Origin of the sequence: Alloyangia mangrovi, from assembly GCF_002300555.2 — a bacterium.
Classification (GTDB): domain Bacteria; phylum Pseudomonadota; class Alphaproteobacteria; order Rhodobacterales; family Rhodobacteraceae; genus Salipiger; species Salipiger mangrovi.
In genome coordinates this window covers 31,406-55,275 of sequence record NZ_NTHN02000010.1, presented here as the reverse complement: position 1 = coordinate 55,275, position 23,870 = coordinate 31,406, and the positions used below count along the sequence as shown (strand labels likewise).

Here is a 23,870-nt window from a genome sequence, read left to right as displayed (position 1 = left end):
GGCCGGGCCGCGCTTCAGATCGCCGAGCTGTGCCCGGCCTTCGACAGCTCGTATGCGTCGAAGCTGCGCGCCACCATGCGGGTCAGCGGCCGCGCCCCCAGGGGAATGAAGAGCCCGTCCTCGGTGATCTCCAGCAGCCCGCCGAAGCGGTCATTGGCATCGCGGTACAGGCCCGCGAGCATCGTCTCGCTCGCGCCATAGTCCCGAACCAGCTCCTCGGAGCGGATGCGGAAATCGCACATCAGCATCTCGATCATCCGCGAGCGCAGCTTGTCCTCGCCGCGGAAGGTATGCCCGCGCGCGGTCGAGAAGTGCCCCTCGCGGATCGCCGCCACATGCGCCGACGTCGCCGGGGCGTTCTGCGCGAAGCCCTGCGGGAAGCGCGAGATCGACGAGGCCCCCACCCCGATCAGCACCTCCGAGGTGTCATCGGTGTAGCCCTGGAAGTTGCGGCGCAGCTTGCCGGTCTTCTGCGCGATCGCCAGCCCGTCGTCGGGCACGGCGAAATGGTCGATGCCGATCTCGGCGTAGCCATCCCAGGTGAAAAGCTGCCGCGCGGTCTCGAAGAGATCGAGCCGCTCGTCCGGCGTCGGCAGCGCATCCGAGGGGATCATCTGCTGCCGCTTGGCCATCCAGGGCACATGCGCGTAGCCGTAAAGCGCCACCCGGTCCGGACCCAGCGAAAGCAGCTTCTGCACCGACTCGGTGATCCGCGTCTTCGACTGGTGTGGCAGACCGTAAAGGATATCGGCATTGAGACTGCCGATGCCGCGCGCGCGGATCATCTCGATCGCCTTGCGGGTCACCTCGTAGCTCTGCTCGCGGCCGATGGTGGCCTGGATCTCGGGATCGAAGTCCTGCACCCCGATCGAGGCGCGGTTCATGCCCCCCGCGGCCAGCACGTCGAGCCTTTCGCCGTCGATCTCGTTGGGGTCGATCTCGACCGAGAACTCGGCGCCCTCGGCGAACTCAGCGACCTCGGCGACCTTGTCGATCAGCACCTTCATCAGATCGGGCGAAAGCAGCGTCGGCGTGCCGCCGCCCCAGTGCAGCCGCGACAGCTTCACGCCGCGCGGCAGGTGCCGCTTGAGCAGGTCAAGCTCGGCCTTCAGCGTCTCCACGTAACTCTCGACCGGGCCGAGAGTGGCGGTGCCCTGGGTGCGGCAGGCGCAGAACCAGCAGAGCCTGCGACAGAAAGGCACGTGCAGGTAGAGCGAGACCGTGCCATTTTCCGGCACGGCTTCAATCCACCGCGCGAAATCGCCCGGGGTGACGTCGCCGGAGAAATGCGGGGCCGTGGGATAGCTCGTATATCGCGGGACCTTGGCGTCAAACAGGCCGAGTCGGGAGAGTTGTGTTCGCGTAATCATACGCGTACGCTTACGAAAAAATTTCCGCGACAAGACTTTGACGCAGATCAAGATTTGGAAGCGCAATGCTGAACGAAAAGAGCCTTTCGGTTTCGCAAGATTGCAACGAGTGTCCGATTCGCCATCGCGCCGTCTGCGCGCGCTGCGAGTCGGATGAGCTCGAGCGGCTGGAAGAGATCAAGTATTACCGCAAGTTCGAAGCCGGGCAGACGGTGATCTGGTCGGGTGACCGGATGGAATTCGTCGGCTCGGTCGTCTCGGGCATCGCCACGCTCACCCAGACCATGGAAGACGGGCGCACGCAGATGGTCGGCCTGCTGCTGCCGTCGGATTTCGTCGGCCGACCGGGGCGCTCCTCGGCCGCCTATGACGTGGTGGCGACAACCGACCTGGTGATGTGCTGCTTCCGCAAGACTCCCTTCGAAGAGATGATGATGCGCACCCCGCATATCGCGCAGCGCCTGCTCGAGATGACCCTCGACGAGCTCGATGCCGCGCGTGAATGGATGTTGGTGCTTGGCCGCAAGACCGCGCGCGAGAAAATCGCCTCGCTGCTGTCGATCATCGCCCGCCGCGACGCCTCGATCAACATGCGCGACGTCTCGGCCCCGGGCGAGCGGATCACCTTCGATCTACCGCTCACCCGCGAGGCCATGGCCGACTACCTCGGACTGACGCTCGAGACGGTCAGCCGCCAGGTCTCGGCGCTGCGCAAGGACGGGGTGATCGAGCTCGAGGGCAAGCGCCACGTCACCATTCCCGACATGGGCCGGCTGCTCGAAGAGGCCGGCGACGACGCGGACGGCGGCGTCTTCGCCTGACCGCCCGCGCGCGCTGATCAGGCCTCGAAGAGCGGATCGAAACTGCCGTAGATCATCCGCTTGCCGTCGAAGGGCATGTCCATGGTCGCCTTCCAGCGCTCATCGGTCTCGAAGGAGGCGCCGCAGCGGTCGGCGGTCTCCTTGTCGGGCCAGGTCATCCAGCTGAACACCACCGCCTCGCCCTCCTCGCGCTTCACCGCCATGGGAAAAGAGGTCAACTTGCCCTCGGGCACCTCGGCCTCCCAGCATTCGTGGATCGACAAGGCCCCGTATTCCTTGAACAACTCCCAGGATTTGCGGGCTGCCTCCTGATAGGCTGCCTTGTTTTCCAGCGGCACGGGCGTCAGAAACCCCCAAACATGTGTCATGAGACATCTCCTGTTGCTCTTCCACATCCTAGGCGCATAATTAAGTTGATATCAACATGAATGAGACTACATGAGCGAGACGACGCCATCCCTGCCCTATGAGACCACGCTCGAAGTGCGCGACCGCTGCCTGTGCTTCCGCGCGCAGCGGGCGGCGCGTTCGCTTGGCCGGCGCTTCGACATCGCGCTGAAGCCGGTGGGTCTGACCAACGGGCAGTTCTCGATCCTGATGTCGCTGAACCGCCCGGAGCCGCCGCGCATCTCGGATCTGGCGCCCTTCCTTGCCATGGACCGCACCACGCTGACCGCGGCGCTGAAGGTGCTCGAGCGGCGCGGGCTGGTCGAGAGCACCGCCGACGCCGAGGACAAGCGCGGCAAGCGGCTGCGCCTGTCCCCGCGGGGACACGACGTGCTGCACGAAGCAATGCCGATCTGGCGCCGCGAACACGATGCGGTGGACGCGGCGCTCGGCGGGCTGGACCTCGAGACGCTGAAGGCGGCGCTGATGACGCTGGGCGAGATCTGAGCCCGTCCCCGCGGGGACGGTGCGCTCAGTGCTCGCGCAGGTAGGCCCAGGAGACGTAGCCCTTGGTTTCCGGCGCCCGGTCGAGGGCGGCCTCGCACCAGCGGGTGCCGCCGGTCTGGGTGCAGTCGTAGACCCGCAGGAGGGTGCCATTCGGCAGGCCGATGATCACGTCGAAGCCGGTGCCCGGCCCGCCGCGCATCTTGAGCATGTCGCCCTCCTCGACGCCGTAGACCTCGTAGCGGCCGCCCCAGCCCGAACTGGCGGCACATCCGCCCAATGTTGCGGCAAGGGCGAGCGCTGCCACGCCCCTCGTCATCGCGGTTCCGATCGTTGCGCGCATGGTTTTCTCCTGCTCGTTCTTTATCTGCCTCGAGCGGGAACTTATCGCCTTGCCCGCGCGAACGGAACCGCAACCGACGGCACCGCGGCGTTGCGCCCGCCCCGTGCGGTGCCGTGGCAACCCCTGCCCAGACATGGCAAGGGCGGACCCTCGGGCCCGCCCTCGGACGGCTTGCGCCGCCTGTCCGGTTTCTTGGCAGAGGCCTCTTCTCCCAAGCCTCAATGCGCGAGGAAAACCGGTACTTCCGCCAGTTCCAGCATGTTCCGCGTGGCGCCGCCGAGGATCGCCTCGCGGAAGCGGGAATGGCCATATGCGCCCATGATGATCATGTCGCCGTTCACGTCCTGCACGTGGCGGTTCAGGATGTCCGAGATCCGCGGCATGGTCTTGGTCAGCACGTCGATTTCGGCATGGACCCCGTGGCGCGACAGGTATTGCGACAGCATGCCGCCGGGATCGGAACGGTTCGGGCCGTGCTGCGGCGGGTCGATCACCACCACGTGGACCGCCTCGGCCTCCTTGAGGATCGGCATGGCGGCCCGCACCGAGCGCAGCGCTTCGGCGCTCTCGTTCCAGCCCAGCACGACGCGCTTGGGCTTGCTCGACGGGTCCGAGGCACGCGGCACCACCAGCACCGGGGCCTGCCCCTCGAAGAGCGCGCCCTCGACCACCGGCTCGAGCTCGACGCCGCGGTCCGGCCCGTAGGGCTTGGGAAGCACGACCATGTCGGCGAACCGCGCCCGGCCCGCCACGTGGCGGCCGATGTCAGCCAGCTGCGCGACACCCTCCTCGACCGCCGAACGCAGCTCGAATCGGTTCAGCCGCTCCTTCGCCGCCTTGGCCAGCGCGGTGGCGTCCTTGGAGGCACGGTCGAGTGTCTCTTGCAGGATGATCGCGTCGGCCCCGGCGTAATAATAGCCTGTCTGGGTGCGGTCGACGCCGAAGGCGAGCACATCCAGATGGGCGTCCCAGCACGCGGCAACCGCGGCGGCGTGGTCGATCGTCGAGTCGAGGAAACCCTCGTCCGTCACGACCGTGAGCAATGATTTGTAGCCCATAGCAATCTCCATGGTATTGTCCGGGAGGGCCCGACACCGGCACATTACGCCCGAAGGGCAACCCTTAGAATGACTTAACGCAAGACTTCGGTACCAAAGCCTTGATTCAGATCAAGGTTGGGCGGGGGCATTCACTTCACAACCCCGTCAGTCAGAACCGCTCGCGCGGTCAACGAATCGTGCGAGTCAGACGAAGGGACGAACGATGCTGAATTATATCAAGCTCATCGTGCTGGGGGTTGTCGCGCTCTTCGCGCTGATCGCCGCCAACTACGCACGAGACGTGGCTTACATGGTCAATGCGCTGACCATCTTCCTCCTCGCGGCGGGTCTGTTCCTCTGGACCCTCCGCAATACCGACGAGCCGGTGCCCGCCAGGGTGCGGGAACTCTCCTACATGGATGATGTGGTGCGCGCCGGCGTGATTGCAACCGCCTTCTGGGGCGTGATCGGCTTTGCCGTCGGCGTGTTCATCGCCACCCAGCTGGCCTTTCCCGCGCTCAATTTCGAATGGGCGCAGGGGCTTGCCAACTTTGGACGGCTGCGGCCGCTGCACACGTCCGCGGTGATCTTCGCCTTTGGCGGCAACGCGCTGATCTGCACATCGTTCTACGTGGTCCAGCGGACCTCGGCGACCCGCCTCTGGGGTGGCAATCTCGCCTGGTGGGTTTTCTGGGGCTACCAGCTGTTCATCGTGCTGGCCGCGACGGGCTACCTGCTGGGCGCCACCCAGTCGAAGGAATACGCCGAGCCCGAATGGTACGTTGACTGGCTGCTGACCGTCGTCTGGGTTGCCTACCTGCTGGTCTTCGTCGGCACGATCATCAAGCGCAAGGAACCGCACATCTACGTGGCGAACTGGTTCTACCTGAGCTTCATCATCACCGTCGCCATGCTGCATATCTTCAACAACCTGAGCATCCCCGTGTCGATCTGGGGCTCCAAGTCGGTGCAGCTGTTCTCGGGCGTGCAGGATGCGATGACGCAATGGTGGTACGGCCACAACGCCGTGGGCTTCTTCCTGACCGCCGGCTTCCTCGGCATGATGTACTACTTCGTGCCCAAGCAGGCCGAGCGCCCGGTGTTCTCCTACAAGCTGTCGATCGTGCACTTCTGGGCGCTGATCTTCCTCTACATCTGGGCCGGTCCGCACCACCTGCATTACACCGCCCTGCCCGACTGGGCCTCGACGCTCGGCATGGTGTTCTCGATCATCCTGTGGATGCCCAGCTGGGGCGGCATGATCAACGGCCTGATGACGCTCTCGGGCGCCTGGGACAAGCTGCGCACCGACCCCATCATGCGGATGCTGGTGATCTCCATCGGCTTCTACGGCATGTCGACCTTCGAAGGCCCGATGATGTCGATCCGCGCGGTGAACTCGCTGTCGCATTACACCGACTGGACCATCGGCCACGTGCACTCCGGCGCCCTGGGCTGGAATGGCATGATCACCTTCGGCGCGCTCTACTTCCTGACGCCGAAACTGTGGAACCGTGAGCGCCTCTACAGCCTGAGCCTCGTCTCCTGGCACTTCTGGCTCGCCACCATCGGCATCGTGCTCTACGCGGCCTCGATGTGGGTCACGGGGATCATGGAAGGCCTGATGTGGCGCGAGGTGGATGCCAACGGCTTCCTCGTCAACAGCTTCGCCGACACCGTCTCTGCCAAGTTCCCGATGTATGTGGTGCGCGCCCTCGGCGGCCTGCTCTACATCTCCGGTGCGATTATCATGTGCTACAACCTGTGGATGACCGTTAAGCGGGCTCCGGCCATCGAGGCCGAGGCTGCCACGGCGCATGCCACTCCGGCCGAATAAGGAGGGCCGAAGATGAGCATTCTCGACAAACACGGGATCCTTGAAAAGAACGTCACCCTGCTGGCCCTTTTCGCCTTCCTGGTGGTGACCATCGGCGGGCTGGTGCAGATCGTGCCGCTGTTCTACCTGGAAAACACCATCGAGGACGTGGAGGGCATGCGCCCCTACACCCCGCTGGAGCTGGCCGGGCGCGATATCTACATCCGCGAGGGCTGCTACGTCTGCCACAGCCAGATGATCCGCCCGATGCGCGACGAGGTGGAGCGCTACGGTCACTACTCGCTGGCGGCGGAGTCGCAGTACGATCACCCGTTCCAATGGGGCTCGAAGCGGACGGGGCCCGACCTCGCCCGCGTCGGCGGCCGCTACTCGGACGAGTGGCACGTCGATCACCTGACCAACCCGCAGTCCGTGGTGCCTGAATCGGTGATGCCCAAGTATGGCTTCCTCTCGGCCAAGCTGATCGACGGCGCGCATATGGAGGACCTTCTGGCCACCCACCGCATGGTCGGCGTGCCCTACACCGACGAGATGGTCGAGAACGCCTCGGCCGACTTCCGGGTGCAGGCGAACCCCGAGGCCGATTACGACGGGCTGCTCGAGCGCTACGGCGAAAAGGTCAGCGTGCGCAACTTCGACCGCGAGCCGGGCATCTCGGAAATGGATGCGCTGGTGGCCTACCTGCAGATGCTCGGCACGCTGGTCGATTTCTCGACCTTCACGCCCGACGCGAGCCGCTGAGGAGGGGACGAGATGGACACTTATTCCGCCCTGCGCCACTTCGCGGACAGCTGGGGCCTGCTGCTGATGTTCTTGTTCTTCTTGGGCATGGTGATCTGGATTTTCCGGCCCGGTTCCAAGCGCACGCATGACGACGCCGCAAGCATCCCGCTCCGCAACGACACCGCTCCGGCCGCTGCCCGCGTGCCCGAAGCACCCGCCCAGAAGTAAGGAGGCGAGGATCATGAGCGACAAGAAAGATACCAAGAGAGACGATCTCGATTACGAGACCACCGGCCATTCCTGGGACGGGATCGAGGAGTACAACAAGCCGCTGCCGCGCTGGTGGCTGATGGTCTTCTACGCGACCATCATCTGGGGCGTGGGCTACACCATCGCCTACCCCGCCTGGCCGGGCGTGCGCTCGGCCACCGCCGGCCTGCTCGGCTGGTCGACCCGCGGCGCCGTCGCCGAGGAGATCTCGGCGCAGGAGGCCAAGCTCGCCCCGATCAACGAGCAGCTCGCCTCGGTTGAGCTGACCTCGATCGCGAGCGATCCCGAGCTCAACGGCTACGCGCAGAACGCCGGGGCCGCGGTCTTCCGCACCTGGTGCGCGCAGTGCCACGGCTCGGGTGCGGCGGGGGCCAAGGGCTATCCCAACCTGCTCGACGACGACTGGCTCTGGGGCGGCTCGATCGAGGATATCCACACCACGATCACCCATGGCATCCGCAACGAGGACGATCCCGATGCGCGCTACTCGGAGATGCCCGCCTTCGGACGGGACGGGCTGCTGGAGCGTGAGCAGATCGCCGCGGTCAGCAACTACGTGATGACCCTGTCGGGCGAAGAGCCACAGGATGCCTCGCTGGTCGAGGAAGGCGCCACGGTCTTTGCCGACAATTGCGCCGCCTGCCATGGCGAGGATGGTACCGGCGACCGGATGCAGGGCGCGCCGAACCTGACCGACGCGATCTGGCTCTATGGCGGCGACTACGCCACGATCCACGAGACCGTCACCAATGCCCGTTTCGGCGTCATGCCGAACTGGAACGCCCGCCTGTCGGAAGCGGAAATCCGCGCCGTGGCCACCTATGTGCACGGGCTCGGCGGCGGCGAAGCCTCCGAGTGAGCACGTAGCAGGATACCCCCGGGCCGCGAGGCCCGGGGGCCAGACGCCGGTGCCCCGCCTGTTCGCGCGTTTCCAGGGGCGCCGGCGTTCTTTTCTCGCCGAGAAAGCGGACGTTTCACGTCTCTCAGCCCCGGCAATCTGCCTTGGCCGCATTTCTGCCCTTGGCACGCATCAAAATTCCGTTGATCATTGGCCCTACACCCCGGCGACGCCTGTCGCTTGCCCGGGGCGCCTCAGGCGCATCGGGACGAGGCGCATGTGTCGAGCGCGCGGATCGAGGGCTATTTGGCCCGAAGTCCGTCCGGGTCGCCGTCATGAAACTTTTTGCATATATTCCAAGCACTTTTGACCTCCTGAATACGCCATTTCGCCCTTCAAGTATTGATCGAAGGGCCCATTGCAGCCAGTCAGGAAGAATTCTGACATGTAAGATTGCTTGACATAATGAATTGGACCTCTCTCCCCCCTCTCCCTGCGCTCCGGGCCTTTGCCGCCTACGCCGAGACCGGGTCGGTGCAAAAGGCCGGCGCAGCCCTGAACGTCAGCCACGCGGCGATCAGCCAGCAGATACGAAACCTGGAGTCACATCTCGGCATCGGGCTGCTGGACCGCTCACGGCGGTCGATGGCGCTGACCGAGGAAGGCGCGCGGCTGGCACAGGCGCTGGCCGAGGGATTCGGGCGCATCGCGCAGGAGCTCGAGGCGCTGACCGGCGCCGAGGCCGACCGGCCACTGATGATCACCACCACGCCGAGTTTCGCCTCGTCCTGGCTGATGCCGAGACTGGCGCGATTTCGCGAGGCGCATCCCGAGATCAGCCTGATGCTGGACCCTTCGGCCAAGCTCGCGCCGCTGGAGCCCGGCGGCATCGACGTGGCGCTGCGATTCGGCTCGGGCCGCTGGCCGGGGCTCGAGGCGGAGCTGCTGGTGGAATCGCCCATCGCGCTGGTCGGTTCGCCGCGGCTGGTCGGGGACCGCGAGTACACCGAACCCGCCGAGCTGCGCAGCTTCCACTGGCTGCAGGAGCTGGGCACCAACGAGGCCACCGACTGGTTCGCCCAGTTCGGCATCGATCACGACGTCCGGCAGGGAGTCAGCTCGCTGCCCGGCAACCTGATGCTCGAGGCGGCGCGGCAGGGTCATGGCATCGCGATCACCGCCCGCGTCTTCGCCGAGGACGACATCGCCTCGGGCCGGCTGCGACTATTGTTCGAGGATAGCAGGCAAAAGGGCTACTATCTGGTCACCCGACCCGGCGTCATGCGTGCCCCGCTGCGGCTCTTCACCACCTGGCTGCGACGTGAGGCCGCAAAAGCTAAGTGAAAGATATGCTTATTGATGCAGGTCAAAGTTGGCGGCGCTTCGCGGCGTCAGAACGGGCGGCACAGGCAGATTCGAACCGGAGTACTTGCGGTGTCCGAGACCCAACCAGGCGCGCCCTCTCTCTACGCGGCGCGCGAGCCGATTTTCCCCCGCCGGGTGCGCGGGCACTTCCGCAATCTCAAATGGGTGCTGATGCTCGTGCTGCTGGGCATCTACTACATCACCCCCTGGATCCGCTGGGACCGGGGACCGGAGTTGCCCGATCAGGCGGTGCTGGTCGACCTGGCAGGCCGCCGGTTCTTTTTCTTCTTCATCGAGATCTGGCCACACGAGTTCTACTTCGTCGCTGGCCTGCTGATCATGGCGGGGCTCGGGCTCTTCCTCTTCACCTCGGCGCTCGGGCGGGTCTGGTGCGGCTATGCCTGCCCGCAGACCGTCTGGACCGACCTCTTCATCCTCGTCGAGCGCTGGATCGAGGGTGACCGCAACGCCCGCCTGCGCCTGCACCGGCAAAAGAAATGGGACCTGCGCAAGGCGCGGCTGCGGCTGACCAAATGGGTGGTCTGGCTGCTCATCGCGCTGGCCACCGGCGGCGCCTGGGTCTTCTACTTCACCGATGCCCCCACCCTGCTGGTCGACCTGGTGACCGGCAACGCCCACCCTGTGGCCTATACGACGATCGCCATCCTCACCGCCACGACCTTCGCCTTTGGCGGCTTCGCGCGGGAGCAAATCTGCATCTATGCCTGCCCCTGGCCGCGCATCCAGGCGGCGATGATGGACGAGGACACGCTGACCGTCGGCTACCGCGACTGGCGCGGCGAGCCGCGTGGCAAGCACCGCAAGGCCGAAGGTGCCGAGAGCCTCGGCGACTGCATCGACTGCAACGCCTGCGTCAACGTCTGCCCGATGGGGATCGACATCCGCGACGGCCAGCAGCTCGCCTGCATCACCTGCGCGCTCTGCATCGACGCCTGCGACGACGTGATGGCGAAGATCGGCAAGCCGCGCGGGCTGATCGACTACCTCGCCCTTTCGGACGAGACCCGCGAGCGCGCGGGCCACGCACCGCGCCAGGTCTGGAAGCACATCTTCCGTCCGCGCGTGCTCCTTTACACCGCGCTCTGGTCGCTGGTCGGCGTCGGCCTGCTGGTCGCGCTGATCCTGCGCCCAGAGATCGAGCTCAGCGTCGCACCGGTACGCAACCCGACCTTCGTCGTGCTCTCGGACGGCTCGATCCGCAACACCTACGACGTGCGCCTGCTGAACAAGCATGGCGAGGACCGGCCCTTCCGGCTGTCGCTCTCGGACGATGCCACCCTGCAGATCAGCCTCGAGGGCGAGACGGACACCACCGTTGACGTGCCCGCCAACGAGACGCACCTTCAGAGGGTCTACGTGACCGCAGCCGAGGGCACCCCCGAGGCCCAGGCAGACCGCACCGAGTTCCACATCTGGGTCGAGGACCTGACTACCGGCGACCGCGCCGCCAAGGCAACCATCTTCAACGGACGGACGATACAATGACCGAAGCACAGGACAGCGGACGCAAGCTCACCGGCTGGCACGTACTGGCGATCTTCGGCGGCGCCTTCGGGGTGATCATCGCGGTGAACATCGCGCTCGCCTACAATGCCATCGCCACCTTCCCCGGGCTGGAGGTGCCGAACTCCTACGTCGCCAGCCAGACCTTCGACACCCGACGCGCCGAGCAGGACGCGCTGCACTGGACCGCCCATGCCGAGCCGCGCGAGGATGCGGTGGTGCTGCGCTTCACCGATGCCGAGGGACAACCGGTGAAGCCCGCCGAGCTGAACGCAAGGCTCGGCCGCTCGACCCACGTCAAGGACGACCACGAACCCGAGTTCTTCTGGGATGGCCGCCAGTTCGTCGCCGCCGACGACCTCGCGCCGGGCCATTGGAACGTCTGGGTGAAGGCCCGCGCCGAGGATGGCACGCTCTTCGAGCAGCGCCTGGAATTCTTCATCAGGGGTTGACCGGATGACCGCCACCCTGCGCCCGCCCGCCTCTGCCTGCCCCGCCTGCGTCGCCGCCCCCGCCGCCGAGGCGCTGGCCGAGCGCGCGCAGCCAACCGAGGCGAAGCTGGCGCTCTCGCTGCCCACCATCCATTGCGCCGCCTGCATGACCGCGGTCGAGACCGCACTCGAAAAGGTGCCCGGCGTGCGCAGCGCCCGAGTCAATCTCAGCCAGAAGCGGGTGCGCATCGAGGCTGCCCCCGGGATCACCGCCGAGGCACTGATCCCCGTGGTCGAAGCGGCGGGCTTTGAGGCGCATGAGCTCGACGCCGGCACGCTGGCGGCCACCGCCACCGACAAGGCCGGGCGCGACCTGCTGATGCGCCTCGCCGTCGCGGGCTTCGCCGCGATGAACGTGATGCTGCTATCGATCGCCGTATGGTCCGGCGCCGAGGGGCCGACCCGCGATCTCTTCCACTGGGTTTCGGCGGCCATCGTCCTGCCGACCATCGCCTTCTCGGCGCAGCCCTTCTTCCGCAATGCCTGGACCGCGCTGCGCGCCGGGCATCTCAACATGGACGTGCCGATCTCTCTGGCGATCCTGCTGGCCATCGTCACCTCGCTCTGGGAGACGATCCTCTCGGGCGAGCACGCCTATTTCGACGCCGCCATCGCGCTGACCTTCTTCCTGCTGACCGGGCGCTACCTCGACCACCGCACCCGCGCCATCGCCCGCTCCGCCGCCGAGGAGCTCTCGGCGCTGGAAGTGCCCCGGGCCTGGCGGCTCACCGACGCAGGCGAGGAACATGTCCCCGCCGCCGAGCTGCGCGTCGGCGATCTGATCCGCGTGCGCCCCGGCGGGCGGATGCCGGTCGACGGCGAAATTACCGAGGGCTTGTCCGAACTCGACCGCGCGCTGCTGACCGGCGAGACCCTGCCCGTCTACGCCGCCCCCGGCCAGACGGTGAGCGCGGGCGAGGTGAACCTCACCGGCCCGCTTGTGGTCCGCGCCACGGCGGTGGGCCGCAACACCTCGCTGCACCGCATGGCCGACCTGGTGGCCGTGGCCGAGTCCGGCCGCGAGAATTACACCCCGCTCGCCGACAAGGCCGCCAAGCTCTATGCGCCGGGGGTGCATATCCTCGCCGGGCTGGCCTTCCTCGGCTGGCTGGCCTGGTCGGGCGACTTCCGCGTCGCGCTCAACATCGCCGCCGCCGTGCTGATCATCACCTGCCCCTGTGCGCTCGGCCTCGCCGTCCCCGCGGTGACCACCGCAGCCTCGGGCAAGCTCTTCAAGCAGGGACTGCTGATCAAGGACGGCACCGCGCTCGAGCGGCTGGCCGAGGTCGACACGGTGGTCTTCGACAAGACCGGCACGCTGACCGCGGGCACGCCGACGCTGACAAACTGCGATGCGTTCACCCGGCACGACCTAGAGATCGCCCTCGCCCTCGCCGAGGGCTCGGCCCACCCGCTCTCTGTCTCGCTGACCGCCGCGCTGCGCGCCGCCGGCATTGCCCCCGCCGAGGTCACCGGCATCACCGAAGTTCCCGGCCATGGCACGGAAGGGGTCTGGCGTGACGCGCCCGTGCGGCTCGGCCGCGCCGCCTGGACCGGCGGTGGGCAGAGCGCCACCACCTCGGCTTGGCTTCGCGTGGGCCACGGCCCGGCACAGGCCTTCACCTTCGAGGACAGCCTGCGGGACGGCGCCGAGGACGCCGTCGCCGCGCTGCGCGATATGGGCAGGCAGGTGATCCTGATCTCCGGCGACAGTGTGGCCGCGGTCGAGGCGTTGGCGACGCGCCTGCAGATCCCGCAGTGGGTCGCCGAGGCGCTGCCGCAGGACAAGGCAGCACGGATCAAGGCGCTCTCGGACGCGGGCCGACACGTGCTGATGGTCGGCGACGGGCTCAACGACACGGCGGCGCTGGCCGGCGCGCACGTGTCGATTTCCCCCGCGTCGGCGCTGGATGCGGCACGGGTCGCCTCGGACATCGTGCTGCTCGGTCGCTCGCTCGCGCCGATCCCCGGAGCGCTGTCGGTTGCCACGACCGCCACGAAGCGCATCCGCCAGAACTTCGCCATCGCCACCTGGTACAACGTGATCGCCGTGCCGCTGGCCGTGGTCGGGCTCTGCTCGCCGCTCATTGCGGCGCTTGCCATGTCGGCCTCGTCGATCACCGTCTCGCTGAACGCGCTGCGCCTCAAGGGAACAAGATGAACATCCTCGCCTACCTCATCCCGATCTCGCTGATCCTCGGCGGGCTCGGGCTCGGCTTCTTCGTCTTTACGGTGAAGAGCCGCCAATATGAAGATCCCGAGGGCGACGCGCAGCGCATCCTCTCGGGCAAATACGACGACCATCCCAAGCAGGACTAGAAGGCCCTGCGGGCCTGCCTCCGGCGGGAATATTTGGACCTAGAAGAAGGGGGGCGCCTTTCTTCTAGGTCCAAATATCCCGGGGGTGAGGCGCGCAGCGCCGAGGGGGCAGAGCCCCCTCCTGCGCACCGGTCCGGCGCCACCGTCCGGTGCCCCGGTCTCCGTCACGATCAGCCGCGCACGCGCTCGTGCAGCAGTCCGGCCGGTCCGCCGGTGCCGAGATCATCGTAGGCGCGCATCTCGTTGCGCGTGACCATGCGGTCGGCATTGCCGTCAAAGGCCATGATCGCGTCGAAGGCCGCATCGCCATAGGCCGCGACCAGCTCGGACCAGGTCAGCACGCCGTTGCGGTCGAGGTCGAGCTGCGAGAAATAACGGCCCTCGTCCCTGCTGCGGTCGGCGGGCACGCCCTCGTAGACGGTGAAGTCCCCGGCGAGCGCCGGGGCGGCAAGGCTGAGGGAAAGGACCGCGGCGGCGATCGGCGTAATGGCTTTCATCGGCTGTCTCCAAATGCTTCGGGCAAAGTCTTGAGTCTCGAACACCGCCGAGCATAGCACGGTTCCGGCGCGCCCGTGCAGGATCATCGCAGGATCATGTCAGCCGCCTTCTCGGCGATCATGATCGTCGGCGCATTGGTGTTGCCCGAGGGGATCCGCGGCATGACGCTGGCATCGACCACGCGCAGCCCGTCCAGCCCGCGGAAGCGCAATTGCGGGTCGAGCGGCGCGCCCTCCTCGGCACCCATGCGCACCGTGCCCACCGGGTGGAAGATCGTCGTGCCCACCTCGCCTGCGGCGCGGTGCAACTCCTCCTCGGTCTCGAACTGAAGGCCGGGTTTCAGTTCCTCGGGCGCGTAGCGCGCCATGGCCGCCTGCCCCATGATCCGGCGCACCTGCCGGATCGCATCGGCGGCGACCCGCCGGTCTCCCGCGGTCGAGAGGTAATTAGGCGCGATCACCGGCGCGGCCCGGCTGTCGCCGGAAGCGAGCCGCACCGTGCCCCGGCTCTCGGGGCGCAGGTTGCAGACGCTGGCGGTCATCGCAGGAAAGTTGTGCAGCGGCTGGCCGAAGGCCTCCAGCGAGAGCGGCTGAACGTGGTACTCGAGGTCCGCCGTCGCAAGCCCCTCGCGCGAGCGCGAGAAGGCGCCGAGCTGCGAGGGCGCCATGGACATCGGCCCGCGCCGCCGCAGCACGTAGTCGAGCCCGATCCTGCCCTTGCCGAAAAGCGTGCTGGCCAGCGTGTTCAGCGTCTTGGCACCGGTCAGCCGCCAGGCGCAGCGCAGCTGCAGATGGTCCTGCAGGTTGCCGCCGACCTCGGGCGCATCCAGCAGCACGTCGATGCCGTGCTCCCGCAGGTGCTCGGCCGGGCCCACCCCCGAGAGCTGCAGCAGATGCGGCGAGTTCACCGCCCCGGCCGAGAGGATCACCTCGCCCTCGGGCCGCACCTGGTGGCGCTGGCCGCCCTGCTCGTATTCGACACCGACCACCCGGCGCCCCTCGATCAGCAACCGGGTGACATGGGCCCCTGTCTCGACTTTCAGCCGGTCCGTGCGGGTGGTGCGCAAAAAGGCCTTGGCGGTGTTCATGCGCCAGCCGTTCCGCTGATTGACGCGGAAGTAGCTCACCCCCTCGTTGTCGCCGGTGTTGAAGTCATCGACCCGCGGGATGCCCTCCGCTTCGGCGGCCTTCATCCAGTCGTCGAGGATCTCCCAGTGCAGCCGCTGGTTCTCGACGCGCCATTCGCCGCCCGCGCCATGCGCCTCGGAGGGGCCGTCGACATAATCCTCGGACTTCTTGAAGAAGGGCAGCACCTCGTCCCAGCCCCAGCCGGACAGCCCCATCTGCCGCCAGCCGTCGTAATCCGCCGCCTGCCCGCGCAGGTAGAGCATGCCGTTGATCGACGAGCAGCCCCCCCAGCACCTTGCCGCGCGGGTAGAGCAGCGCGCGGCCGTTCAGCCCCGGCTCCTCGGCGGTACGGTAGCACCAGTCGGTGCGCGGGTTGCCGATGCAGTAGAGGTAGCCCATCGGAATGTGGATCCAATGGTAATTGTCGCGCCCGCCCGCCTCGAGCAGCAGCACCCGCCGCCCGCCCTCGGCGAGCCGCTTGGCGAGCACGCACCCGGCGCTGCCCGCGCCCACAATCACATGATCGAACGCCATTTTCCCTCCCGGCTCCTCGCTTTGACCGAAGGTAGGTCAGGGCGTGGCGGCACCGCAAGACGTCATGGCGGCGCGGTCCGTTCAGAGCGGCAGGGCGGTGGTCTTGAAGACGGTGCGCAGGGCGAAACTCGACTGCATCTGCGCCACGCCCGGCAGGCGGGTGAGATACTGGCGGTGGATGCGGGCGAAATCCTCGGTGTCCTCGGCGACGACCTTGAGGATGTAATCCGCCGTCCCCGCCATCAGGTGGCACTCCAGCACCGCCGGCACGCGTGCCACCGCCTTCTCGAAGGCATCGAGCACCTCGTCGGCCTGGGCGCTGAGCCGGATCTCGACGAAGACCGTGCTCGCCAGCCCCAGCTTGCGGGCATTGAGCAGCGCCACGTAGTCCTTCACGTAGCCCTCGGCCTCCAGCCGCTGCACCCGCCGGTGGCAGGCCGAGGCAGAGAGGTTCACCTTTTCCGACAGCTCCGCGTTGGACATGCGCCCCTGCTTCTGCAGCGCGCGCAGGATGCGTCGGTCGGTATCGTCGAGTTGCATGCGTGGTCTTTCGAAAACTTGGCGGTTTGGTCGAAGATTCTCCCCCCAATAGCGCTTTGGACGGGACACTTCAGCAAGGAAATTGCACGCGGGCGGGCGCATCCTGAGGGCATCAAAAGACGCCCGAATGGGCCAGGAGGAGGAGTTATCATGAAAATCGGTTGCCCGACAGAGATCAAGCCGCAGGAATATCGCGTCGGCCTCACGCCCAACGCGGCGCGCGAGGCGGCCAGCCATGGCCACGAGGTGATCGTGCAGCAGGGCGCGGGGCTCGGCGCCGGCTTCTCCGACGAGGATTACGCCGCCGCTGGCGCACGCATCGCGACCACCGCCGAGGAAATCTGGGCCGAGGCCGAGATGATCGTCAAGGTGAAGGAGCCACAGGCCGGCGAGCGCAAGCAGCTGAAACGCGGCCAGCTTCTCTTCACCTACCTGCACCTCGCCCCCGATCCCGAACAGACGCGGGACCTGCTGGAGTCGGGCGCGACCTGCATCGCCTACGAGACGGTGACCGACGCGCGCGGCGGGCTGCCGCTGCTGGCGCCGATGTCCGAGGTGGCGGGCCGCCTCGCGCCGCAGATGGGTGCCTGGTCGCTGCAGAAGGCCAATGGCGGCCGCGGTGTGCTGATGGGCGGCGTGCCCGGCGTGGGCCCCGCCAACGTGGTGGTTCTGGGCGGCGGCGTCGTCGGCACCCACGCGGCGCGCATCGCCGCCGGGATGGGCGCGGATGTCACCGTGCTCGACCGCTCGCTGCCCCGCCTGCGCCAGCTCGACGAGACCTTCGGCAGCCTGTTCAAGAACCGCTACTCGACCGAGGGCGCCGTGGCCGAGCTGCTGGCCGAGGCCGACATGGTGATCGGCGCGGTGCTGATCCCCGGCGCCGCCGCGCCCAAGCTGGTCAGCCGCGCGCAGCTCTCTACCATGAAGCCCGGTGCGGTGCTGGTGGACGTGGCGATCGACCAGGGCGGCTGCTTCGAGACCTCTAAGCCGACCACCCACCAGGACCCGGTCTACACGGTGGACGGCATCCAGCACTATTGCGTCGCCAACATGCCCGGCGCGGTGCCGCGCAGCTCGACGCTGGCGCTCGGCAATGCCACCCTGCCCTTCCTGCTGGCGCTGGCCGGCAAGGGCTGGCGCGTCGCCTGCGCCGAGGACCCGCACCTGCAGGCCGGGCTCAACGTGCATGACGGGCAGATCACCAATGCCGCCGTCGCCCGCGCGCTGAACCTGCCGCTCGAAAGCATCGAGAAGGCCCTCGCCGCCTGACCGGCTCCGCATCGCGACCATAAGAAGGGCGGGCCGCCAGAAGCGCCCGCCCTTTCTTCTAGGCTCAAATATCCCGGGGGAAGCTGCCGCAGGCAGCTGGGGGCAGAGCCCCCTCTTCCTTGGTCGTCAGAGCACCACGATCCCCGAATGCTTCGCCTTGTGCTCGGGCTCGACGTGGATCGTCACCCGGCAGCCGTCGATCCTCTCCTGCAGCGCATGCTCGATGCGATCGCAGATCTCATGCGCGGCATCGACGGACATCTCGCCCGGCACCACCAGGTGGAACTCGAGGAAGACCGCCTGCCCAGCCCGGCGCGAGCGCAGGTCATGCGCCTCGACCGCGCCCTCGGCATTGGCCGAGATCACCGCGCGCATTTCCGCCAGCTCCGCTTCGGGCACCGCCGCGTCCATCAGCCCGCCGACCGAGCCGCGGATCACCTGCCAGCCGGACCAAAGGATGTTGACTGCCACCAGCGCCGCCAGGGCCGCGTCGAGCCAGAGCCAGCCGGTCAGCACCGCCGCGCCGACGCCCACGGCCACCCCGGCCGAGGAGAAGACGTCGGTCAGAAGGTGCTTGCCGTCCGCCACCAGCGCCGGAGAGTTGAGCTTGCGCCCCTCGCGCAGCAGCACGTAGCACCAGAGCGCGTTGAGCACCCCCGCCGAGAGGTTGATGATCAGGCCGAGCCCGACCTGCTCGATCGCCTCGGGCTGCTGCCAGGCCCCCCCAGGCCTCGCGCAGGATCAGCACCGCGGCGACGACGATCAGCACGCCCTCGAGCACGGCGCTGAAATACTCGGCCTTGTGATGGCCAAAGGGGTGCTCCGCATCCGCCGGCTGTGCGGCAATGTGAATCGCCAGCAGCGCCGCCAGCGCCGTGGCGACGTTGACGATGCTCTCCAGCGCATCCGACATCAGCGCGACCGAGCCGGTCAGCCACCAGGCGAGGGTCTTGATCGCCAGCACGAGAATGCCGACGAATACGCTGCCGATGGCGATTTTCACGCTGCGTGTCATTCTGGTTCTCCGGAGGGGTCCGGGCGACTTAGCGATGTCGTCAGAGGCTCGCAACCCGGAACCCGCATCGGGTTCCGGGCCTGCATGGCGGGACTGCAGAATGCGCAAGTCAGCTCACTTCTTCAGCGCGTCGCGGATCTCGATCAGTATGTCGAGCTGCGACGGGCCGGTCTTCACTTCGGGGGCCACCTCGTCGGGCTTTTCCGCCGCAGAGCGAATCCTGTTGACCATCTTGACCAGCATGAAGACCACGAAGGCGATGATGAAGAAGTTGATCACCGCCATGAGGAAACTGCCGATGGCGAAGACCGGCGCCCCGGCGTCCTTGGCCGCGGACAGCGAGGGGTAGTCGCCGCCATCGAGCGCGTAGAACCAGCCCGAGAAGTCGATGCCACCGGTGAAAAGCGCGATGATCGGGTTGATGATGTCTCCCACGAGCGAGGTGACGATGGCGGTGAAGGCGGCGCCGACGATGATGCCCACCGCCATGTCCATGACGTTGCCCTTGGCGATGAAGTCCTTGAATTCCTGAAGCATGTCTCTGGGTCCTTTGGCCCGCCACGCGGGTCTTACTGTCGTTTGCGGGCCCAGAGGTGGCACGTTTGGCGTGGTGACGCCACGGAAAACCGGGGGACATTCCGCGCTGTGGCTGAGCCGGAGGCAGCGATCCCTCATTTTTTGTGCGTCGGGGCCCGGGCGCGTGGCGCAACCGGCTGTCCCCTTTGCCCCCGGAGCCCTGTCCCGGCATCGCTCACTGGCGGGAAATGATGAAAATTTTCGCACGTCTCAGGAGGCGAAATCGCGGTTTTCCGGGCAAAATCCGCGCGCCTGCCGCGGCGAAAGGCACGCAGGCCCCTGCATGTCGCTTTCCAGCGATGGAAAGTCGGGGCGATCCTTCGGCGCTGCAGCATCGCCCGCTATGCATCGGGCAATTGCCTGCGGGAGATGCGGATAGATGAAGACAGACGTGAAAGCCCTGGTGGTCGGCGGCGGTGCCGTTGGAACCTCGATCGCCTACCACCTTGCCGCGCGGCTGGTCGGACGTGATGCTGCTGGAGCGGGACGAGCTGACCTCTGGCTCGACCTGGCACGCGGCCGGACTGCTGCCCTATTTCAACATGAGCTATGCGACGACGCATATCCATGACTACTCGATCAAGTTCTACAAGACGCTCGAAGAAGAGACCGGGCTGAACGCCGGTTTCTCGGTAGTCGGCAACCTGCGCATGGCGCAGAGCCAGGCGCGGATGGACGAGTACCTGCTCTATTCCACCACCGCCCAGACCTGCGATGTCCCGCATGAATTCCTCACCCCGGCGCAGATCAAGGAGCGCTGGCCGCTGGTCAATACCGACGGGCTGATCGGCGCGCTCTTCCATCCGACGGACGGCTACATCAACCCCGCCGATGTCACCATGGCGATGGCCAAGGGCGCCCGTCAGCGCGGCGTGATGATCGAGCGCAAGTGGCAGGTCGACGGCTACGAATGGAAGGGCGACCACTGGGAGGTCACCGTCACCAAGACCGCCGAGAAGGGCGGCAACCTCGTCTCGACCGACGAGACCGTGGTGATCAAGGCCGAGCACGTGGTCACCGCCACCGGCAACCACGCCCAGCGCACCGCCAAGTTGCTGGGACTCAAGACCCCGGCCATCCCCGTCGAGCACCAATTCATCGTCACCGAGCCCGACCCCGCGCTGGTCGAATACCGCAAAGCCGGCAACCCCGAGCACCCGGTGCTGCGCGACGCCGATGCCAAGTGGTACGTGCGCGAGGAGCGCGGCGGCTGGATCCTCGGCCCCTATGAGCGCGGCGCCCCGGCCCGCTTCCAGTACGGCGTGCCCGACAGCTTCCGCGCCGACCTCTTCCCGCTCGACCTCGAGCGTATCGAGGAAGAGTACATGTCGATGATCCACCGCCTGCCGACCTCCGAGACCGTGGGCCTCAAGGACGACTTCAACGGCCCGATCTGCTATACGCCCGACGGCAACCCGCTGCTCGGTCCGGCGCCGGGCCTGCGCAACATGTGGCTGGCCGAGGGCTTCTCCTTCGGCATCACCGCGGCGGGCGGCGCGGGCTACTACCTGGCCCAGCTGATGACCGAGGGCGAGGCCGAGATCGACATGGGCAGCCTCGATCCCAAGCGCTTCGGGCAGGACTGGATGACCACCGATTACGCGGTCGCCAAGAACGAGGAAGCCTATGAGCACGTCTTCATCCTGCACCACCCGGACGAGGAACGCCCGGCGGCACGCCCGCTGCGCACCGCCCCCGCTTTTGAGCGGCAGAAGGCGCTCGGCGCGCAATTCGGTTGCGTCAACGGCTGGGAGCGCCCGAACTACTACGGCCCGCTGGATGCCGAGGACAATTTCGACCATGACGCCCGCAGCTTCCGCCGCGGCGGCTGGTGGCAATACGCCATGGAAGAGGCCAAGGCGATCCGCGAGGGGGTCGGCATCATCGACGCAAGCGCCTTTGCCAAGCATGTGGTCAAGGGACCCGGCGCCACCGCCTTCCTCGATCACCTGACCTGCAACAAGCTGCCCAAGGTGGGGCGGATCAACCTGACCTACGCGCTGTCGGTCAAGGGCACGACCCGCACCGAGTACACCATCGTGCGCCTCGCCGAGGACGAGTACTACCTTGTCAGCGCCGGCGCGCTGCACGCCTACGACGAGGACTTCCTGCTCAAGGCGGCCGAGGATTTCGGCTTCGATCAGGGGTATTTCCACGTCCAGGACGTGACAACGCAATGGGCGGTCTACGCGGTGGCCGGGCCGAAGTCGCGCGACCTGCTCAACGAGCTGGTGCGCGATGCCGAGCCGGAAACCGTTCTGTCGAACAAGCGCTTCCCCTGGCTGTCGATGCGCAACATCGAGCTTGGCATGTGCCCGGTGCGCGCCATCCGCGTCGCCTATACCGGCGAGCTCGGCTGGGAGCTGCACGTGCCGGTCGAGATGGGCCTCTACCTTTGGGACCAGCTAATGAAGGCGGGCGAGAAGCACGGCCTCAAGCCGGTCGGCGCCCGCGCGCAGAACTGGCTGCGCCAGGAGAAGAGCTACCGCGCCTATGGCCACGAGCTGGGCCGTGACGCGACGCCGATGGAGGCCGACCTGCCGCGCTTCATCGACCTCGGCAAGGAGTTCGCCGGCAAGACGGCGATGGAGGCCACGGGCGTGCGCTCGAAATGCGTCACGGTGCTTATCGACGGACCCGAAGATGCCGACCCCTGGGGCCGCGAGGCGCTTTATGATGGCGAGACCCGCGTCGGGCGGCTGACCTCGGGCGGCTATTCGGTGGCCTTCGGCAAGTCGATCGGCATGGGTTACGTCAAGCCCGAGCTGGCCGTGGCCGGAACCAGGCTGCAGGTTCGCATGCAGGGCAAGCTCTGGGATGCCGAGGTGACCGAGGACAGCCCCTACGATCCCGCCAACGCCAGGATCCGCATCGACGGCTGACGGCAGCGGTAGCCGTGACCGGAAAGATCGGGGCAAAAACCGCCCCCAATTGGGCGCGCCGCTAGGCCGGCGCGCCCTTTTTGCGGCCTCCGGCGGGCAGGGTTCCGCTTTGCCGCCGCGGACGCTTGCTGTTTGGCCTTGCCGCTTTAGTATGAGCCAAGCCAATTGCTGCCGCGCCAGAACGGACGGACACACAGACCTTTCTTTCTAAATTCATTTCACAGGGGCATTGCCGTGACGAGACGCGTTTCCAGACTTCCCTTCCCCCGATCGCGCGCGGCGGGGCTGTGCGCCGGCATCACCCTGGCCACGCTTCTCGCGACCCCGATGGCCGCGCAGCAGGAGAAGGCCGCCGAGGACCCCACCAAGATCGCCACCAAGGCAGGCCTGTCCTATTCCGACGAGTTCTCCGTCTCCGGCTCGCTCGCCTTCGGCCCCGTCACCAAGGTCAACGCCCGTGTCTCGGAAAGCGGGCAATGGTCGCTCGGCGCCTCCTACCTCTTCTCCTTCGGTATCCTGACTTTCACCGCCGGCAAGAACGAGTTCGACAACGGCTCGGTGCAGACCCACTACTCGCTCGGCGGCTTCGTCCCGCTGACCGCGATGGGGCTGAAGACCGGCAAGTGGCAGCTCTTCACGCCCTTCGGCTACACCTACAGCGAAGGCGAAGTCGCCGTCACCAGCCTCGAGCTGCACGAGACCGTCAACCTCGAGGTCACCAACAACAGCGGCTATCTCGGCATGTTCGCGATCCGCCCGATCACCGAGAAGTTCACCTTCCTGACCGGCGGCATCTACACGCGGGGGTCGGATGACTTCCAAGGCGTCTCGCTCGGCGGTGGCCTCTCCTACCACCTGACGCAGAACGACACGGTGGCGCTCTTCGGCTCCTACATCGACAATGATTTCGGCGAGGAGCAGAAGCTCGGCATCTCCTACCGGCACGAGTTCTGAACGCTGCGCCACGTCTTTGCGGTTGTCACGCGCCGGCCAGCGCATAGGTTCCCCGGCACGCAAGGACACGGAAGGGACACCGCATGGGACTGAACGTCTATCTCTCGGGAGAGATTCACACCGATTGGCGCGAGCGCATCATCAAGGGGGCACAGGGGCTCGACGTGACCTTCAGCGCGCCGGTGACCGACCACGCCGCCAGCGATGATTGCGGCGTCGCGATCCTGGGCGCCGAGGACAGCAAGTTCTGGCACGATCACAAGGGCGCCAAGATGAACGCCATCCGCACCCGCAAGGCGATCGCCGATGCCGACGTGGTCGTGGTGCGCTTCGGCGAGCAGTACAAGCAGTGGAACGCCGCCTTCGACGCGGGCTATGCCGCCGCGCTCGGCAAGTCGCTGATCATCCTGCAGCGCCCCGAGCACGACCACGCCCTGAAAGAGGTCGACGCCGCGGCTCTGGCGGTCACCCGCGAGCCCGAGGAAGTGGTGGCCACGCTGCGTTACGTGCTCACCGGGGCACTGCCCGAATAATAGGCTGTCGCCGCCACCGGGTGACGCCACGACGCGGCCCGCCACGCCGTACCGCGCGGCGCACGGGGCGCGACTTTCCGCCGCGCCCCTTTCGCAAGCAAATGCCGAGG

At 66.9% G+C, this 23,870-nt stretch carries 21 protein-coding genes and 3 pseudogenes; 15 read left to right on the top strand and 9 right to left on the bottom strand.

Translation table 11 applies throughout. The features are described 5' to 3' along the window. Positions 1-14: 14 nt before the first annotated feature. Positions 15-1,370 carry an oxygen-independent coproporphyrinogen III oxidase gene (gene hemN, locus CLG85_RS07655; RefSeq protein WP_095880932.1) on the bottom strand — a complete coding sequence of 452 codons (1,356 nt, stop codon included), beginning with the start codon at positions 1,368-1,370 and terminating at the stop codon, positions 15-17. Positions 1,371-1,435: 65 nt separating this feature from the next. Between hemN and fnrL the strand changes: the two genes are divergently transcribed. Continuing rightward, positions 1,436-2,191 (top strand): transcriptional regulator FnrL, encoded by a 756-nt coding sequence (gene fnrL / locus CLG85_RS07650; protein WP_095880933.1) that lies wholly within the window; start codon positions 1,436-1,438, stop codon positions 2,189-2,191. Positions 2,192-2,208: 17 nt separating this feature from the next. On the opposite strand, the gene CLG85_RS07645 is transcribed toward fnrL, so the two are convergent. Continuing rightward, on the bottom strand, positions 2,209-2,559 hold the full coding sequence (locus tag CLG85_RS07645) for a DUF1428 domain-containing protein (protein ID WP_095880934.1): 351 nt from the start codon (positions 2,557-2,559) through the stop codon (positions 2,209-2,211). Positions 2,560-2,629: 70 nt separating this feature from the next. Between CLG85_RS07645 and CLG85_RS07640 the strand changes: the two genes are divergently transcribed. Beyond that, entirely contained in the window at positions 2,630-3,085 is a 456-nt protein-coding gene (locus CLG85_RS07640; RefSeq protein ID WP_095880935.1) for a MarR family winged helix-turn-helix transcriptional regulator, read from the top strand. 25 nt (positions 3,086-3,110) lie between these two features. Here CLG85_RS07640 and CLG85_RS07635 read toward each other — a convergent pair whose 3' ends face one another. Continuing rightward, positions 3,111-3,425 (bottom strand): SH3 domain-containing protein, encoded by a 315-nt coding sequence (locus tag CLG85_RS07635; protein ID WP_224843828.1) that lies wholly within the window; start codon positions 3,423-3,425, stop codon positions 3,111-3,113. A gap of 218 nt (positions 3,426-3,643) precedes the next feature. After that, a complete protein-coding gene (locus tag CLG85_RS07630) occupies positions 3,644-4,483 on the bottom strand; it encodes a universal stress protein (protein ID WP_095880936.1) in 840 nt (279 codons plus the stop codon). A 205-nt stretch (positions 4,484-4,688) separates the two neighbouring features. Here CLG85_RS07630 and ccoN point away from each other — a divergent pair, with 205 nt between their 5' ends. The 9 genes from ccoN to ccoS all read left to right on the top strand — a co-directional run bounded on the left by ccoN (position 4,689) and on the right by ccoS (position 13,832). After that, the gene (ccoN, locus tag CLG85_RS07625) at positions 4,689-6,302 is read left to right on the top strand and encodes a cytochrome-c oxidase, cbb3-type subunit I (protein WP_095880937.1); all 1,614 of its coding nucleotides are present in this window, start codon (positions 4,689-4,691) and stop codon (positions 6,300-6,302) included. A gap of 12 nt (positions 6,303-6,314) precedes the next feature. Continuing rightward, complete coding sequence (gene ccoO, locus CLG85_RS07620; protein WP_095880938.1) at positions 6,315-7,043, top strand: cytochrome-c oxidase, cbb3-type subunit II; 729 nt, start codon at positions 6,315-6,317, stop codon at positions 7,041-7,043. Positions 7,044-7,055: 12 nt separating this feature from the next. Next, complete coding sequence (locus tag CLG85_RS07615; RefSeq protein ID WP_095880939.1) at positions 7,056-7,253, top strand: cbb3-type cytochrome c oxidase subunit 3; 198 nt, start codon at positions 7,056-7,058, stop codon at positions 7,251-7,253. A gap of 13 nt (positions 7,254-7,266) precedes the next feature. Next, positions 7,267-8,154 (top strand): cytochrome-c oxidase, cbb3-type subunit III, encoded by an 888-nt coding sequence (gene ccoP / locus CLG85_RS07610; protein ID WP_095880940.1) that lies wholly within the window; start codon positions 7,267-7,269, stop codon positions 8,152-8,154. Positions 8,155-8,598: 444 nt separating this feature from the next. Beyond that, positions 8,599-9,477, top strand: coding sequence for a LysR family transcriptional regulator (locus CLG85_RS07605; RefSeq protein ID WP_095880941.1), 879 nt, complete (start codon positions 8,599-8,601; stop codon positions 9,475-9,477). A 90-nt stretch (positions 9,478-9,567) separates the two neighbouring features. After that, positions 9,568-11,004, top strand: a complete 1,437-nt coding sequence (gene ccoG / locus CLG85_RS07600; protein ID WP_095880942.1) for a cytochrome c oxidase accessory protein CcoG — start codon at positions 9,568-9,570, stop codon at positions 11,002-11,004. Next, entirely contained in the window at positions 11,001-11,474 is a 474-nt protein-coding gene (locus CLG85_RS07595; protein ID WP_095880943.1) for a FixH family protein, read from the top strand. The genes ccoG and CLG85_RS07595 overlap by 4 nt, the downstream gene beginning before the upstream one ends. Positions 11,475-11,478: 4 nt before the next feature. Then, positions 11,479-13,674, top strand: coding sequence for a heavy metal translocating P-type ATPase (locus CLG85_RS07590; protein WP_260348663.1), 2,196 nt, complete (start codon positions 11,479-11,481; stop codon positions 13,672-13,674). After that, entirely contained in the window at positions 13,671-13,832 is a 162-nt protein-coding gene (gene ccoS, locus CLG85_RS07585; protein ID WP_095881226.1) for a cbb3-type cytochrome oxidase assembly protein CcoS, read from the top strand. The genes CLG85_RS07590 and ccoS overlap by 4 nt, the downstream gene beginning before the upstream one ends. Before the next feature lie 170 nt (positions 13,833-14,002). Here ccoS and CLG85_RS07580 read toward each other — a convergent pair whose 3' ends face one another. The 3 genes and pseudogenes from CLG85_RS07580 to CLG85_RS07570 form a co-directional block, all read right to left on the bottom strand. Next, positions 14,003-14,329: an EF-hand domain-containing protein gene (locus tag CLG85_RS07580; protein ID WP_095881227.1), complete on the bottom strand. Its 327-nt coding sequence runs from the start codon at positions 14,327-14,329 to the stop codon at positions 14,003-14,005. Between the two features lie 83 nt (positions 14,330-14,412). Beyond that, positions 14,413-15,991: pseudogene (locus CLG85_RS07575) on the bottom strand (GMC family oxidoreductase). Between the two features lie 81 nt (positions 15,992-16,072). Further along, a complete protein-coding gene (locus CLG85_RS07570) occupies positions 16,073-16,531 on the bottom strand; it encodes an Lrp/AsnC family transcriptional regulator (RefSeq protein WP_092425238.1) in 459 nt (152 codons plus the stop codon). Between the two features lie 150 nt (positions 16,532-16,681). Here CLG85_RS07570 and ald point away from each other — a divergent pair, with 150 nt between their 5' ends. Beyond that, complete coding sequence (ald, locus tag CLG85_RS07565) at positions 16,682-17,800, top strand: alanine dehydrogenase (RefSeq protein WP_260348661.1); 1,119 nt, start codon at positions 16,682-16,684, stop codon at positions 17,798-17,800. A 126-nt stretch (positions 17,801-17,926) separates the two neighbouring features. Here ald and CLG85_RS07560 read toward each other — a convergent pair. Both CLG85_RS07560 and mscL read right to left on the bottom strand, forming a co-directional pair. Then, positions 17,927-18,815, bottom strand: a pseudogene (locus CLG85_RS07560) (cation diffusion facilitator family transporter). Positions 18,816-18,929: 114 nt separating this feature from the next. After that, the gene (gene mscL / locus CLG85_RS07555) at positions 18,930-19,352 is read right to left on the bottom strand and encodes a large conductance mechanosensitive channel protein MscL (protein ID WP_095882790.1); all 423 of its coding nucleotides are present in this window, start codon (positions 19,350-19,352) and stop codon (positions 18,930-18,932) included. 418 nt (positions 19,353-19,770) lie between these two features. On the opposite strand from mscL, the pseudogene CLG85_RS07550 reads away from it, so the two are divergent. The 3 genes and pseudogenes from CLG85_RS07550 to CLG85_RS07540 all read left to right on the top strand — a co-directional run bounded on the left by CLG85_RS07550 (position 19,771) and on the right by CLG85_RS07540 (position 23,760). Continuing rightward, positions 19,771-22,273 (top strand): annotated as a pseudogene (locus CLG85_RS07550) (GcvT family protein). A gap of 234 nt (positions 22,274-22,507) precedes the next feature. Continuing rightward, on the top strand, positions 22,508-23,227 hold the full coding sequence (locus CLG85_RS07545; RefSeq protein ID WP_217989768.1) for a hypothetical protein: 720 nt from the start codon (positions 22,508-22,510) through the stop codon (positions 23,225-23,227). 83 nt (positions 23,228-23,310) lie between these two features. Further along, positions 23,311-23,760, top strand: coding sequence for a YtoQ family protein (locus CLG85_RS07540; RefSeq protein WP_095882792.1), 450 nt, complete (start codon positions 23,311-23,313; stop codon positions 23,758-23,760). The last annotated feature ends 110 nt before the right edge of the window (positions 23,761-23,870 follow it).

Bases quoted from the DNA above. Each gene is read 5' to 3' on its own strand.
- hemN (WP_095880932.1), bottom strand. From the start codon at position 1,370: ATGATTACGCGAACACAACTCTCCCGACTCGGCCTGTTTGACGCCAAG.
- fnrL (WP_095880933.1), top strand. From the start codon at position 1,436: ATGCTGAACGAAAAGAGCCTTTCGGTTTCGCAAGATTGCAACGAGTGT.
- CLG85_RS07645 (WP_095880934.1), bottom strand. From the start codon at position 2,559: ATGACACATGTTTGGGGGTTTCTGACGCCCGTGCCGCTGGAAAACAAG.
- CLG85_RS07640 (WP_095880935.1), top strand. From the start codon at position 2,630: ATGAGCGAGACGACGCCATCCCTGCCCTATGAGACCACGCTCGAAGTG.
- CLG85_RS07635 (WP_224843828.1), bottom strand. From the start codon at position 3,425: ATGCGCGCAACGATCGGAACCGCGATGACGAGGGGCGTGGCAGCGCTC.
- CLG85_RS07630 (WP_095880936.1), bottom strand. From the start codon at position 4,483: ATGGGCTACAAATCATTGCTCACGGTCGTGACGGACGAGGGTTTCCTC.
- ccoN (WP_095880937.1), top strand. From the start codon at position 4,689: ATGCTGAATTATATCAAGCTCATCGTGCTGGGGGTTGTCGCGCTCTTC.
- ccoO (WP_095880938.1), top strand. From the start codon at position 6,315: ATGAGCATTCTCGACAAACACGGGATCCTTGAAAAGAACGTCACCCTG.
- CLG85_RS07615 (WP_095880939.1), top strand. From the start codon at position 7,056: ATGGACACTTATTCCGCCCTGCGCCACTTCGCGGACAGCTGGGGCCTG.
- ccoP (WP_095880940.1), top strand. From the start codon at position 7,267: ATGAGCGACAAGAAAGATACCAAGAGAGACGATCTCGATTACGAGACC.
- CLG85_RS07605 (WP_095880941.1), top strand. From the start codon at position 8,599: ATGAATTGGACCTCTCTCCCCCCTCTCCCTGCGCTCCGGGCCTTTGCC.
- CLG85_RS07595 (WP_095880943.1), top strand. From the start codon at position 11,001: ATGACCGAAGCACAGGACAGCGGACGCAAGCTCACCGGCTGGCACGTA.
- CLG85_RS07590 (WP_260348663.1), top strand. From the start codon at position 11,479: ATGACCGCCACCCTGCGCCCGCCCGCCTCTGCCTGCCCCGCCTGCGTC.
- ccoS (WP_095881226.1), top strand. From the start codon at position 13,671: ATGAACATCCTCGCCTACCTCATCCCGATCTCGCTGATCCTCGGCGGG.
- CLG85_RS07580 (WP_095881227.1), bottom strand. From the start codon at position 14,329: ATGAAAGCCATTACGCCGATCGCCGCCGCGGTCCTTTCCCTCAGCCTT.
- CLG85_RS07570 (WP_092425238.1), bottom strand. From the start codon at position 16,531: ATGCAACTCGACGATACCGACCGACGCATCCTGCGCGCGCTGCAGAAG.
- ald (WP_260348661.1), top strand. From the start codon at position 16,682: ATGAAAATCGGTTGCCCGACAGAGATCAAGCCGCAGGAATATCGCGTC.
- mscL (WP_095882790.1), bottom strand. From the start codon at position 19,352: ATGCTTCAGGAATTCAAGGACTTCATCGCCAAGGGCAACGTCATGGAC.
- CLG85_RS07540 (WP_095882792.1), top strand. From the start codon at position 23,311: ATGGGACTGAACGTCTATCTCTCGGGAGAGATTCACACCGATTGGCGC.